Here is a 12,926-nt window from a genome sequence, read left to right on the forward strand (position 1 = left end):
TCACAGGCGTGGCGGGCCCTGTGCGGACGAGGCTCGACCTACCCTGGTGACATGGCTCGCTCACCCTTCACTCTAGCCGCGGCGGTCACGGCGGCGGTGCCCGGAGCCGATGTCGTCGGCGCACGGGCCCTGTCATCCGGCGGCGACGGCCGATTCGACTCCGCCGTGGCGACGCTGGCCGACGGCACGGAGGTCGTGATCCGCGCGTCGAACGACGACGAGACGGCCTCCGAACTCGCCAAGGAGAGCCTGGCGCTGCGCGCCCTCACCGCCGGGGCCCGCTCGATGCTGCGCTTCGCCGCCCCCGAGCACCTCGGCGACGGCCGGGTCGGGGACACGCGCGCGCTGGTCACGACGCTGCTGCCCGGTTTCCAGATCGACGCCGCCGATGTGCCGGCCGGCCCCGGCGCCGCCGTCGCGATCGGCAAGGCCGTCGCCGGGGTGCACGCCCTTCCCGCGTCGGTCGTCCGCAGCGCGGGTCTTGCGGAGCGGACGGCCGCCGAGGCGCGCGACGAGGTGCGCCTGCTCATCGATCGCGCCGCAGCCACCGGCCGCGTCTCGGCTCGCCTCACGGTGCGCTGGCGCGAGGCGGTCGACGCCGACGATCTGTGGCGCTTCGAGTCCGCCGTCACCCTGGGCGGCGCCCATGCGGAGTCATTCGTGTTCGCGGATGACGACGAGCGCGGCCCGCGGGTCACCGGGATCGTGGGGTGGCATGCGCTGTCGATCGGCGACCCCGCCGTGGACCTCGCCTGGCTGACCCTGGCCGCCGATGCGCGTTCCGATGTGCTGGACGCCTATGCATCCGCCACGCTGCGCGCTCCCGATGCCGGCCTCGCCACGCGCGCCCGACTGCTTGCCGAGCTCGAGCTCGCGCGCTGGCTGCTGCACGGGCACGACACGCATCGCGCCGACATCGTCGACGACGCGGCACAGCTCCTGGACGCTCTCGCCGACGGGATCCATGACGACCTGGCCCCGCGCGCGAGCGCCGGCGCCGGCGTGGACGAGGCGATGTCCGCCCTGGACCGGGTGCCCGCGACCGGCGCGACCCGCATCGACACCTCCATGCACACCGACACCTACGACGCGAGCGCGTTCGCGGGGATCTCGATGGACGACACCTCCGCGTTCGGGCCACGCGGTGCCGCGCGCACGGACGAGGACGACGAAGGCGCATCCCAGGCGCCCGAGGAGGATGCGGCGCCCCACGACGGAGCCCGGGAGGACCTGACCGCGACGGGCTCGATCGAGCATCGGGATCCGAACGCGACCGAGGATCTCGGTGATCTGCGCGCGTCGTTCGGCCCCAGCGGCACCAGCCCGCAGGGATCCGCGGACCGGGACGATGAAGACAGCCCGGAGCGGCCCGGCACGCTGCTGCCCAGCGAGGGCGGCATCGCCGGCTCCGACTCCGACGTCGCCGAGGCTCACCGCGCGGCGCGGGCCGCATTCCAGCGCTGGACCAGCGCCTCCTCCGAGTAGACGGTGTCGCCCCGCAGCACGAGGTCGTCAGCGACGTAGAACAGCGCGACGTCGATCTCGTCCAGTGGCACCCCGAACCGGCGATGGTAGGCGAGCCGGTACAGCGCGAGCTGCAGCATGCGCTCCTCGCGCTCGGCCGCCGTCGCGGGCGGTCGGCCGGTCTTCCAATCCACGATCTCGATGCGCCCGCCGCGATCCTCGCGCCGGTAGACGGCGTCGAGCTTGCAGATCACGATGCGCGCGGGCTCGCCGTCGCCGACGGGCAGAGCGAAATCGATCTCCGTCTCCACGGCGATCGGCCGGAGTGGCGCCCACTCGCTGCGCTCGAAGATCTCCCGCAGTCGTGCAAGGTCCTCGGCGTCCGCGCGGGCGATCTCGTCCCCCGCATCGCCCTCTGCCGCGGCTGCACCGCCGCCGGCCAGGGAGAGCTGATCGTCGTCCAGATCCCACAGCGCATCATCCAGCGATGTGCCGACGCCCACGGATCCGGAGCGGTGCTCGACCCAGGCGTGGAAGAGCGTGCCGAGCCGGGTCTGCCGGTAGGGGCGCTCCGGCATGGGACGGGCGATCGCACGGATCGTGCCGCCGTAGTCGGTGACGTAGTCCTTGAAGCGCGAGGCCGGCACGCGCGTGGGCGCGTCCGCGATCGTGCCGCGCTGCCGCGCCGCCCGCTCGGCGAGCAGCCGTGAGAGCTCCGCGCTCGGCGCCGGTGCGGTCGCATCGGCCATCGCCTGGCGCACCTCCTCGGCGGCGCCTGCGACCCGTTCCCGGCGTCCGCCGAGTGGATCCATCGGCCACACGCTCGTGCGTGCCGCCCCCTCGTACGGGTTGTCCTCCGACTGCGGTTCGGGCAGCGGATCGAGTCCGAGCTCTTCGATCGCCTCGAGCAGGTAGGGACTCGGCTTGCGCAAGTTCTTCTGCCCGGACCAGTGCGAGCCGGTCAGCAGCAGATCCGTGCGCGCCCGCGTGACGGCGACGTACGCCAGCCGTCGTTCCTCGGCGCGCTGGTAGTCGCGATAGTCGTCCTTGAACCGGCGCAGCGCACCGCCGTGCGGGTAGGCCTTGGTGATGCCCGCGGCGAGCGAGTCGAGAGCCGCCTTCTCGCGCTTGCGGGGATCGTCGCCGGCGACGTCCCTGGCGGCCTGCGGATCCCAGGCGAACCGCGGCAGCGCATCGCTGTCGCCGCGCAGCGCGAACGGTACGACGCCGAAGCCGAACCAGCCCTGCGCATCGGCGATCCGGCCCGGCAGCTCGTCCTCCACGAGGCGGACAACGGCCACCGCGTCCCACTCCAGCCCCTTCGAGCCATGGATCGTGAGCAGCTGCACCACGCCCGGTTCCGGCGGCTCGGTGCGGGGCATGAGCTCGTCCGTCATCTCGGCCTTGTCGAGCCAGGCGAGCAGGCTCGAGATCGTGCCACGGTCGTCAGCGACGAGGAACGCGCGCACCTCGTCGCCGAACGCGCGCAGCTGCGTCGCGGCGACCCTCGCAGGCCCCCGGGTCTCGTTCACGGCGAGCTCGATGTCCAGGCGCAGCTCGGACTCGATCGCGCGGATCAGCTCGAGGATCGGCTGCCCTGCCGCCCGGCGCAGTCGCTCCAGCATCTCCCCCGCCGCGCGCAGCCGCTCGCGGCCGGCAGGGCTGATCCGCTCGATCAGCCGGTAGTCGTCGCGGGCGGTGCGCACGAAATCGACCGCATCGACGATCGACACGGCCTCGTCGGCGCCGCGCGAGGAGCGCAGCCGCTGCTTCAGCTCGTCCGTCAGCGGAGCGAGCGCGCCGTCTCGCACCGCGAGTTCCCGCGCCAGGTCGTACAGCGCCGCCATGTCTGCGACGCCGATCGCGAAGCGCGGGCCGACGAGCAGCCGGATCAGCGCGGATCCCGCCGCCGGATCGTGGATCACCCGCAGCGCCGAGACCACGTCCACCACCTCCGGCGTCGCCAGCAGTCCGCCGAGACCGAGGATCCGGTGCGGGATGCCCTGTGCGGCGAGGGCGCCCGCGAAGGTCTGCATGTGCCGCTTGGACCGGAACAGGATCGCGCCGGTGTGCGGGCGGGCATCCTGCGTGCGCCCCTCCTGTGCCTCGTCGTGCGCGGCCCGGCGCTCGGCGAACCAGGTCGCGACCGCCTCGGCCTCGTCGTCCGCCGTCTCGCCGTACCGCACCTGCACCCGTCCCGTGCCGGATCCGGGCCGCGGCTCGAGAGCCGGTACGTCCAGGCCCGGGCGCTGCAGCGGCAGCAGCAGGCGATTCGCGACATCGAGGATCCGCTCGTCGTTGCGCCAACTCGTCATCAGGCTGTAGGTCTCGGCGGTCCGCTCCTCGGCGAACGTGCGTCCGAAGGCGTAGAGGTTGTCCGCGCTCGCACCGCGCCATCCGTAGATGGACTGGTGCGGATCCCCGACCGCCATCACGGCACCGTCGCGGAACAGCGCGGCGAGGAACCGCGTCTGGATCACGGACGTGTCCTGATACTCGTCCAGCAGCACGACGCGGTGCTGCGCGCGCAGCTCGGCACGCACCTCGGGCGACGCCTGCACGATGTCGAACGCACCGCCGACCTGGTCGGCGAAGTCGAGCACGCCGCGGCGTCCCTTCTCCGCGATGTACTCGCGCACCAGATCCACGAGGATCGGCATCGTGCGGAGGTTGTCCACGGCCTTGGCCACATCGGCGTTGCCGCGATAGGGCTCGAAGTCGGAGGCAGTCCGAGCGGCGATGCGGACCATCGCATCCAGGTCGACCCGATGATCGAGCACGTCCCCCGCGAGACGCTGCACGGCATCGATCACGCCGTTCAACGAGCGGTCCACCTCGTCGAGGCCATCCAACTCAGCACGCAGCACGACAGAACGGGCGATGAGCCACGACGCCGACTGGCTGAGCATCGCCGCATCGGGGTCACGGCCGATGTGCGCCGCGTGCTCGCGCACGATGCCGTCCGCGAAGGCGTTGTACGTCGACACGCGAGGCCGGATGATGAGATCCTCCGCAGCGCGGGGGGCCGTCGGATCCCACCCGGTGTCGAACCGCACGGCGAGTTCGTCCAGCACCTCGCGCTGCACGGCGGCGCGCTGCGCGGGACCGGTCGCCGCCCCCACCCGGTCGAGTGCGCCGGTGCGCACGATCTCCGCAAGATGCGGCAGCAGGCCCCTGCGTCCGTACTCGTCGATGCGATCGAGACGCAGCGCGATCCGCTCGGCGAGCTCGCCGGCGGCCTTGCGGGTGAACGTGAGCCCGAGGATCTCGTCGCGCTCGACGTGACCGTTCGCGACGAGCCAGACCACGCGGCCCGACATGGTCTCGGTCTTGCCGCTGCCGGCGCCGGCGACGACGAGCGCCGGAGTCGGAGGCGCCTCGATCACGCGCTGCTGCGCCAGGGTCGGCGTAGGCAGGCCGAGGGCAGCGGAGATGTCGGTGGCGGCGATGCCGTGGCCGGGGCCCCAGCCGTCCTCGATCGCGCCGTCGCTGACCACGGCGGGGCCTGCGACGGCCGGCCCGCTCGTGCCGCTCATGCGCTCACCGCCGGGATGGTGTGGATGCGACAAGGGCTGATCCGCACCTGCGTGTCGGCGCAGTGCGCCTCGACCTGCGCCGTGAAGCTCGACGCGGCCATACCGCGGCCCGCCTCGGCGACGCGCTGCAGGAACGCGGCGCGCGCCTCGTCGCCCAGCCGATGCTGGTGCGCCACGCGGTAGGGGCTCTGCCCGATGGTCTGCGCGACGAGGACGAGGCGAGCACCGGCGAGCGCGGCCGGATCCGCATCCTCGACCTGACCCTGTTCGACGGCGAGCTGATACGCGGCCAGCTGCGCGTGCTCGGTCACGAGCGCCTCTGTGCCGGGCTCGTACTTGCCCGTCTTCAGATCCACCACCACCACGCGCTCTCCCCCGGCGCCGTCCGCCATCGTGCTCCAGGTGCGCCCGCGCGCGGCCTCGTGCTCACCGGAACCCGCCGGATACGCCTCGACGCGGTCGATGTAGCCGCTGACGATCGCCTGCTGCGCCGGCTTCTCGGGATCGATGGAGTGCGCGGTCGGCTCGGCGGCGAGGTCGACGGCGAAGCGGAATCCGCCTTCGGAGGCGATCACTCGGCCTCCCTCGCGCTGCACCTCGGTCAGGTAGTCGTGCAGGCGCTGCAGGTACAGGTCCGCTCTGCGGCGCTCCTTGGCGTCGATCCACGGCGTTTCGAAGTCGAGCTCGCCCCAGCGCTCCTCGAGGATGCGCCGCATGGCCTCGAGGTCGCCGTCGGGCACGTGCTCCATCGCCGCGTGCACGATCGTGCCGATGCCCGCCGAAGGCGGAGCGACGGTGTCTCCCCCGAGCGCGGCCACGGCCCAGTTGACCCCGCACTCCTCGAACGCCTCGAGCCGTGACGGCGAGACGGACACCGATCCGGTCTCCAGATCCCGCAGCGGACGCTCATCGGACGGCCCTCGCACGCCGAACCACTCATCCGGATCCGCCCCCGGCACGTCCGCCTCGGCCAGCAGTCGCAGCTGCCCGGCCGCCTCGGACCGCGCAGCCGGGTCCGGCGAGGTCGTGAGCACCCTGCGGTGCTTGGCGACGAGGCCTCGGAGGGTCAGCGGATGCGCATGCCGCTCCTGGGCGGGCAGCGGATCCGGCAGGAACCCGAAGAACGCGCTCGGACTCTGATCGTCGTCGTCGACCGCGGTCACCAGCAGCCGGTGGCGAGCGCGGGAGAGCGCCCGCACGAACAGACGCAGCTCGTCATGCAGCGCCGCACGACGCCGGTCGAGTGTGGAGTGCTCGTGCTCCGGCTCACCGGAGCGCGCCGCGGCGACCGCCTCGCCGAGACGCCAGGTCTCCAGCAGCCCGCCGCGCAGCCGGACGTTCGGCCACACCCCGTCCTGCAGGCCGGCGATCACGACGGCATCGAACTCCGTGCCGAGGGCGGTGGCCGGCGTCATCAGGGTGACCGTGGCGGGGCGCTCCGGGGCGGAGAGGGAGTCCTCGGGCACCTCGCTGTCGAGGATGTCGTGGATGAACGCCTCGGGACCCTTCTCCGGCGCGCGCTCCACCGAGCGCTTGGCCGCGTCGAACAGCGCGACCAGGGCGTCCAGGGCGCGCGCGGTCTCGGCGCCGGAAGGAGAGCCCGCGGCCTCCTGCCACGCGAGCGCGAGGCGTCGGCCGTCGGGGGCGCGGGAGGAGTCCCACACCCGCCAGAGCAGCTCGTGGATCGTCTCGCCGCGCAGCCGGGCTTCGCGCACCTCGTGCAGCACGGTGCCGAACCGGTCCGCGGTACGCGCTTCGGCCGTGTCGATCCTCGCGAACCGCGCGGGCTCCGCGAGACCGTCACGCAGCAGCAGCCGTGCGGGTGCGGACCCGCCGGCTTCCAGTTCGAGGTGACGCAGCCGCGCCCGGAGCCGGCGCAGCCCCACGCCGTCCAGCCCGCCGAACGGCGTGCGCAGCGCCTCGGCGAGCAGTTGCGGATCCCGCTCCGTCGGCTCGGTGAGCGCGAGCCGCACGATCCCGACGATGTCGCGCACGATGGTCTCGCTGCCGAGCGGGCGCTGCACGCCGGCCGCGCGGGTGGGCACTTCGCGGGCGGCGAGCTCGGCCTCCAGGGCCGCCACCTGGCGGGTGTCGTGGGCGATCACGGCCATGTGCTCCCACCCGATGCCCTGCAGCAGGTGCCATTCGCGCAGCGTGCGTGCGATGAGGTCGTGCTCCTCGTGCGGCGACGGCGCGATGAACGCCTGCACCGCGTCTCCCGGCGCGCCGTCCTCTGCCGCTCCCGGCGCGCGGCGGTGCTCGATCCGTCCCGACGCGCCGATCGTCTGCACCACGGTGCGGGTCAGCGCGGTGAGCGGCGGATCCTGCCGATGCGACTCGTCCAGCACGTGCACGTCGCCGAGCGTCGCAGCGAGGCGCGCGAACAGCTCGGGGCCGGCGCCACGGAACGCGCCGGAGGAAATGTCCGGATCCCCGAACGCCAGCACCGCGATGCCGCGAGCGCGCAGAGCTTCGACCAGCGTCACGCCGCCGGCGGTCAGCTCCTGCGCGTCGTCGATGAGCACCACCCGCAGACGTCCGAGCGGGCCCAGCATCTCCTGTGGGGCGGTGTGCAGGATGGCGGCGGCCTCCGCGAGCAGATCCGCGGCGTCGCGGTGCGCGGCGCGGGCGCGATCCAGCACCCTCCGATAGGACTGTGCGAAGGATCCGACGGCACGCCAGGCCGGGCGCTCCGATCGCCCCAGCTCCGCCGGGGTGACGCCGAGCTCGGTGCATTCGGCGAGGAAGGCGCGCAGTTCGGAGCGGAACGCTCTCGACGAGCGCACCGCCGCCGGCAAGCTCTCCGGCCAGCGGCTGCGGATACCCTCGGCCTCGTCCTCCGCATCGCCGGAGAGCAGATCCGCGATGATGCGATCCTGGTCGGCACCGGTGAGCAGCGCCGGCGGTTCCTGCCCCGCGTGCACCATGGTGCCGCGGACCAGCTGGAACGCGAACGAGCCCAGAGATCGGGCGAGCGGGCCCGGCGTCGCGACGCGCACGCGCACGCCGATCCGGTCGCGCAGGGCCGTGGCCGCCTGTCTGTTCGGAGTCAGTGCCAGCACCTGCTCCGGGGCGAGACCGCCGTCGACGAGCGCGGCGACCCGCTCCACGAGCGCGTGCGTCTTTCCCGTGCCCGGCGCGCCGATCACGGTGCCGACCGCCGTCGCCGGGGCGCCGATCACGGCTGCCTGCGCAGGGGTCGGGGCGGGCTGTGCGGGCATGCTCCCACGCTATCTGCCGCGGCCGACATCGCCGCCCGCGATCCGCGGCGCCGGCGGGGAATCGCCCTCGGCGAACACCGCCCGGCACACAGTCCCACCCACTCGCCCCCGCGATAGAGTGACGGGACATCGGCTTTCAAGAGCACGACCTTTCAAGGAGCATTCCCGTGGAGATCCGCATCGGCATCATCAACACCGGCCGTGAGCTCAGCTTCGAGACCTCGGCCTCCGCCGACGAGGTGCGCACCCAGATCGCCGGCGCCCTCGATCAGGGTGCCAGCCACGTGACCCTGAGCGACACCAAGGGCAACTCCTACATCGTGCCGACCGCGAACCTCGGCTACGTCGAGCTCGGGACCGAGGAGTCCCGCCGCGTCGGCTTCGTGGCCTGACGCACGGACCGAGCCGCGTGTACATCCTGCTCGCGCTGATCGCCGCCTGCGCGCTCGGCGTCGCAGTGCACTTCACGATCCCCCAGCGCGAACTCCGCGGTGTGGCTCTCGTGCCGGCGATCGCGACGGCCGTCGCAGCCGCGGCCTACACTCTCGGGCAGTGGGCGGGCCTGAAGGAGTCGAGCGTGTGGCTGTGGCTGATCGCCCTCGGCGGCGCGATCGTGATCTCCGCGGCAGCCGGCGTCATCCTCACCGGCGCCCGCCGTCGCGGCGACGCCGTGCGCCGTGCCGAACTCGGCGTCTGAGCCGAGCGTGACCGCCTCCGAAGGCGGGGATCGCGCACGCACGCTGCGTGGGATCCGGCTCTGCCTGGGCATCATGATCATCGGCCTCGTCGTGAGCGGTGTGACGGCCTTCCCGCTCCGCGAGGAGCTGCGTCTCGCTGCTGGGGTGCTGGACGGTTCGGCGCTGTCCGCGCTGTTCCCGGATGCGGCGGCGTGGGTGGATCGCGTCGCGGACGCCCTCGCCGACACGGGGGCGCGCTATCCGTTCATCGCGTACGGCACCGACTGGCTGGCCTTCGCCCACCTCGTCATCGCCGTCGTGTTCCTCGGCCCGCTGATCGACCCCGTGCGCAACATCTGGGTGATCCAGTTCGGCGTGATCGCCTGCGCCGGGATCATCCCCCTCGCCCTCATCGCCGGTTCGATCCGCGGAATCCCGCTCGGGTGGCAGCTGATCGACATGTCGTTCGGGATCCTCGGAGTGATCCCTGTCGCGATCGCCTGGCGGCTGACCCGGCGGCTGGAGCGGATGCCCGACTAGGAGGCGAGGCCCATCGCGTCCATGCGGCGGGCGTGCGCGCCCATGAGCTCGGTGAACACCGGCTCGAGCTTGTCGTCCTCCGCGCCGGGCAGGTGCGGGCGCAGCGCCGCCCTGGCGACGAGGATCGTGTCGCCGACGAGACGGCGCCCCCACATCGACAGGAGTGAGCGCCACTGCTCGTCGCTCGCGATCGTGGCCTGCACGATCCCGACGATCTCGTGCCGGTCATCAGCCTCGGAGAGGATCCTGGCGACCTTCGTCCCGGTCTCGCCGTAGCTGGAGGCGAGCGCGAGGTAGAAGTCGTCGAGCATGCCGGCGGTGAGGTACACCGCGAGCATGGTCTCCGCGATGCGCGGGCCCAGGGTCTTGCGGCGGAACGCGTCGAGTTGCTCGCGGAACGGCAGCATCACCTCGGTCGGACGGTCGCCGTGCGCGGCGATGATCGCGACGATGCCGTGGTGTTTGGCGAGGGCCGCCCCGGCGGCGCGGGAGAGGATCTCCTTCTCCGCGAGATCGTCCGTCGCACGGATGAGACGGGTCAGCGTCTCGAAGTAGCCGAGCTGAAGGTAGGCGGCCTGACCGAGGAAGGTGTTCAGCTCGGGCGCCAGCTCGGCGAAGTCGACGCGGGTCGCGTCACCCGCATCGCCCCGGGAGCGGAGCACCAGCGCGCGCCGCGGCGCCTTATCGCGCTGCCAGAACCACCTCACCACGCGCCCAGCCTAGTCGAGACGTCCCGCCCGACCGGGGGCGCCGCGCACGCCGATCACTCCGATCCCGGGTACGCGTGCCCGCTCCGGTAGGCTGGATCCCGCTCCGGCGACGGATCGGAGCCCCGCGCCTGTGCATACGGATTCGGCGTGGACCCCATCAACGAGGCGGCGCCGCGATCGCAAGGCCCGCCGGACAGGCAATCAAAGACTGTGACTTCTTTCGCCGATCTCGGCATCGATCAGGACATCGTGGACGCCATCGCGGCGAAGGGCATCGTCGACGCCTTCCCGATCCAGGAGCAGACCATCCCGCTCGGCCTTCCCGGCCAGGACATCATCGGCCAGGCCAAGACCGGCACCGGCAAGACCTTCGGCTTCGGCATCCCCGTGGTGCAGCGTCTCGGACTCGACCCCGAGCCCGGTGTGAAGGCGCTCATCGTCGTGCCCACCCGCGAACTCGCGGTGCAGGTGTACGAGGACATGGATCTGCTGACCAGCAACCGCTCGACGAGCGTCGTCGCGATCTACGGCGGCAAGGCCTACGAGGGCCAGATCGACCAGCTCAAGGCGGGTGCGCAGATCGTGGTCGGCACCCCCGGGCGCCTCATCGACCTCGCGGGGCAGCGTCTGCTCGACCTGTCCCACGCGACCGAGGTCGTGCTCGACGAGGCCGACAAGATGCTCGACCTCGGCTTCCTCGCCGACATCGAGAAGATCTTCCAGAAGGTCCCCGCGGTGCGCCACACGCAGCTCTTCTCCGCCACGATGCCGGGACCGATCGTGGCGCTGGCGCGCCGGTTCATGACGAACCCGATCCACATCCGCGCGAACGACCCCGACGAGGGCCTCACTCAGGCGAACATCAAGCACCTCGTCTACCGCGCGCACTCGCTGGACAAGGACGAGGTCATCGCCCGCATCCTCCAGGCCGAGGGCCGCGGCAAGACGGTGATCTTCACGCGCACCAAGCGCGCCGCCCAGCGCCTGGTCGACGAGCTGGGCGACCGCGGCTTCAATGTCGGCGGCGTGCACGGCGACATGGGTCAGGATCAGCGCGAGCGCTCGATGGCCGCGTTCAAGGCCGGCAAGAAGGACGTGCTGGTCGCGACCGACGTCGCCGCCCGCGGCATCGACGTCGATGACGTCACGCACGTGATCAACCACACGATCCCGGACGAGGACAAGACCTACCTGCACCGTGCGGGCCGCACCGGCCGCGCGGGCAAGACCGGTATCGCGGTCACGTTCGTCGACTGGGAGGACCTGCACAAGTGGGCCCTCATCAACCGCGCCCTCGAGTTCGGCCAGCCCGAGCCCATCGAGACGTACTCGTCGAGCCCGCACCTCTACGAGGACCTGAACATTCCGGCCGGCACCAAGGGACGCCTGGTCACCGCACCGGTCTCCGAGAAGCCGGCCCGCAAGCAGCGCGAGCCGCAGCGTGCCGCCGACGCCGCCGCCGCCGAGGGCATGAGCGAGGGCACCACCCGCCGTCGCCGCCGCCGCCGCAACGCGGAGGACGAGGTCGGATCGACGTTCACCGAGGGCGCGGAGGCTCCCGCCGCCAAGGCGGCCGGATCCGGTGACGCCGACCGTGCCGCCGAGGGATCCGGAACGCACGACGGCCAGGGCGCCGAGCATCACGACGGCAAGCCCGCCGCGCAGCGTCGTCGCCGCCGTCGTCGCCGTCCCTCCGGCGGTGCCGCCGCGGGCAGCGCACCGCAGCCCGGAGCCTGAGCCCGCCCCGCGTTCGCTCCCGCCCCGCGCTCGCCTCTGACCGCGAGACTCCATCTGGGCGACGAGACTGCACTTCACAGGTGCAGTCTCGTCGCCCATTTGCAGTCTCGCGGGCAGTTACCGGGCCCGGATCGGGTAGACCGGGGCGGAACCGGATCCGCGGTCGATGATGCGCTGCAGCATGGCCGGATCCGTGGTGTTCTCTCCGGGCACGTTCGGCTTGCCCGCGCCGTGGTAGTCGCTGGACCCGGTCACGATCAGGTCGTTCTCGGCGGCGACGCCGCACAGCCAGGCGCGCCCCTCGGCGGTGTTCTCGCGGTGATCGATCTCGAGCCCGGCCAGGCCCGCGTCGATGAGACGCCGCAGGGTGGCGTCGGTCATGCGCTCGCGCCCGGCCGGGTGCGCGATCACGGGCACTCCCCCCGCGCCGACGACGAGCTCGATCGCCGTGAGCGGATCCGGCGCGTAGTGCGCCTCGTAGTACCCCTGGCGCGGATGCAGGATCCCGTCGAACGCCTCTCCGCGGTCGCCCACGATCCCTCGCGCGATCAGCGCATCGGCGATATGAGGCCGGCCCACGGTCGCCCCCGGATCGGTCTGCTCGAGCACGTCCTCCCAGCGCAGCGCATAGTCACGGCCGATGTTGCGCACGATGCGTTCGGCACGGCCGATGCGGTCGTCGCGGATGCGCGCCGTCTCGGCGAGAAGATCCGGATCCGTGGGGTCGAACAGATACGCGAGCACGTGGACGCTGCGCCAGCCGTCCTTCGAGGACAGCTCCATGCCGGGGATGAACGTCATGCCGCGTTCCGTCGCGGCAGCGGCCGCATCGCCCCATCCGGCCGTCGTGTCGTGGTCCGTGAGAGCGATCGTGCCCAGGCCTTCGTCCGCGGCCCGTCTGACGACGGTCGCGGGATCCTCCGTGCCGTCCGAGCGGTTCGAGTGCAGATGCAGATCGATCGGCCCGTCGAAGAGGGCGGGGCGTGACGTCGGATCGGCATCGGTCATCCTCCGAGCGTAGCGATCCCCCGCCTCTCGGAC

General features: G+C 72.3%; 9 protein-coding genes. 5 read left to right on the plus strand and 4 right to left on the minus strand.

Features of this window, described 5'->3' with window-relative positions; genetic code table 11:
* Positions 1-51 precede the first annotated feature (51 nt).
* The gene (locus AB4078_RS05105) at positions 52-1,485 is read left to right on the plus strand and encodes a phosphotransferase (RefSeq protein ID WP_441976218.1); all 1,434 of its coding nucleotides are present in this window, start codon (positions 52-54) and stop codon (positions 1,483-1,485) included.
* Here AB4078_RS05105 and AB4078_RS05110 read toward each other — a convergent pair.
* Complete coding sequence (locus AB4078_RS05110; RefSeq protein WP_441976219.1) at positions 1,431-5,000, minus strand: UvrD-helicase domain-containing protein; 3,570 nt, start codon at positions 4,998-5,000, stop codon at positions 1,431-1,433. The genes AB4078_RS05105 and AB4078_RS05110 overlap by 55 nt on opposite strands.
* Positions 4,997-8,221: an ATP-dependent helicase gene (locus AB4078_RS05115; protein ID WP_441976220.1), complete on the minus strand. Its 3,225-nt coding sequence runs from the start codon at positions 8,219-8,221 to the stop codon at positions 4,997-4,999. The genes AB4078_RS05110 and AB4078_RS05115 overlap by 4 nt, the downstream gene beginning before the upstream one ends.
* Before the next feature lie 167 nt (positions 8,222-8,388).
* On the opposite strand from AB4078_RS05115, the gene AB4078_RS05120 reads away from it, so the two are divergent.
* The 3 genes from AB4078_RS05120 to AB4078_RS05130 are packed head-to-tail and all read left to right on the plus strand — an operon-like array spanning position 8,389 to position 9,438.
* Positions 8,389-8,613, plus strand: coding sequence for a DUF3107 domain-containing protein (locus tag AB4078_RS05120; protein ID WP_233311956.1), 225 nt, complete (start codon positions 8,389-8,391; stop codon positions 8,611-8,613).
* Positions 8,614-8,630: 17 nt separating this feature from the next.
* Positions 8,631-8,918 carry a hypothetical protein gene (locus AB4078_RS05125; RefSeq protein ID WP_441976221.1) on the plus strand — a complete coding sequence of 96 codons (288 nt, stop codon included), beginning with the start codon at positions 8,631-8,633 and terminating at the stop codon, positions 8,916-8,918.
* A 7-nt stretch (positions 8,919-8,925) separates the two neighbouring features.
* Positions 8,926-9,438 (plus strand): hypothetical protein, encoded by a 513-nt coding sequence (locus AB4078_RS05130; RefSeq protein ID WP_441976222.1) that lies wholly within the window; start codon positions 8,926-8,928, stop codon positions 9,436-9,438.
* Here the strand turns inward: AB4078_RS05130 and AB4078_RS05135 are convergent.
* Positions 9,435-10,148, minus strand: coding sequence for a ferritin-like fold-containing protein (locus AB4078_RS05135; protein ID WP_440734522.1), 714 nt, complete (start codon positions 10,146-10,148; stop codon positions 9,435-9,437). The two genes, AB4078_RS05130 and AB4078_RS05135, sit on opposite strands and share 4 nt — an antisense overlap.
* Before the next feature lie 210 nt (positions 10,149-10,358).
* Here AB4078_RS05135 and AB4078_RS05140 point away from each other — a divergent pair, with 210 nt between their 5' ends.
* Complete coding sequence (locus AB4078_RS05140) at positions 10,359-11,885, plus strand: DEAD/DEAH box helicase (RefSeq protein ID WP_441976223.1); 1,527 nt, start codon at positions 10,359-10,361, stop codon at positions 11,883-11,885.
* 117 nt (positions 11,886-12,002) lie between these two features.
* Here the strand turns inward: AB4078_RS05140 and AB4078_RS05145 are convergent, their stop codons facing one another.
* Entirely contained in the window at positions 12,003-12,893 is an 891-nt protein-coding gene (locus AB4078_RS05145; RefSeq protein ID WP_441976224.1) for a PHP domain-containing protein, read from the minus strand.
* Between the last annotated feature and the right edge of the window lie 33 nt (positions 12,894-12,926).

The organism is Microbacterium sp. 2MCAF23 (assembly GCF_052115565.1).
Taxonomy (GTDB): domain Bacteria; phylum Actinomycetota; class Actinomycetes; order Actinomycetales; family Microbacteriaceae; genus Microbacterium.

Excerpts from the sequence above, each read along its gene's own strand:
- AB4078_RS05105 (WP_441976218.1), top strand. The coding sequence starts at position 52 with ATGGCTCGCTCACCCTTCACTCTAGCCGCGGCGGTCACGGCGGCGGTG.
- AB4078_RS05110 (WP_441976219.1), bottom strand. The coding sequence starts at position 5,000 with ATGAGCGGCACGAGCGGGCCGGCCGTCGCAGGCCCCGCCGTGGTCAGC.
- AB4078_RS05115 (WP_441976220.1), bottom strand. The coding sequence starts at position 8,221 with ATGCCCGCACAGCCCGCCCCGACCCCTGCGCAGGCAGCCGTGATCGGC.
- AB4078_RS05145 (WP_441976224.1), bottom strand. The coding sequence starts at position 12,893 with ATGACCGATGCCGATCCGACGTCACGCCCCGCCCTCTTCGACGGGCCG.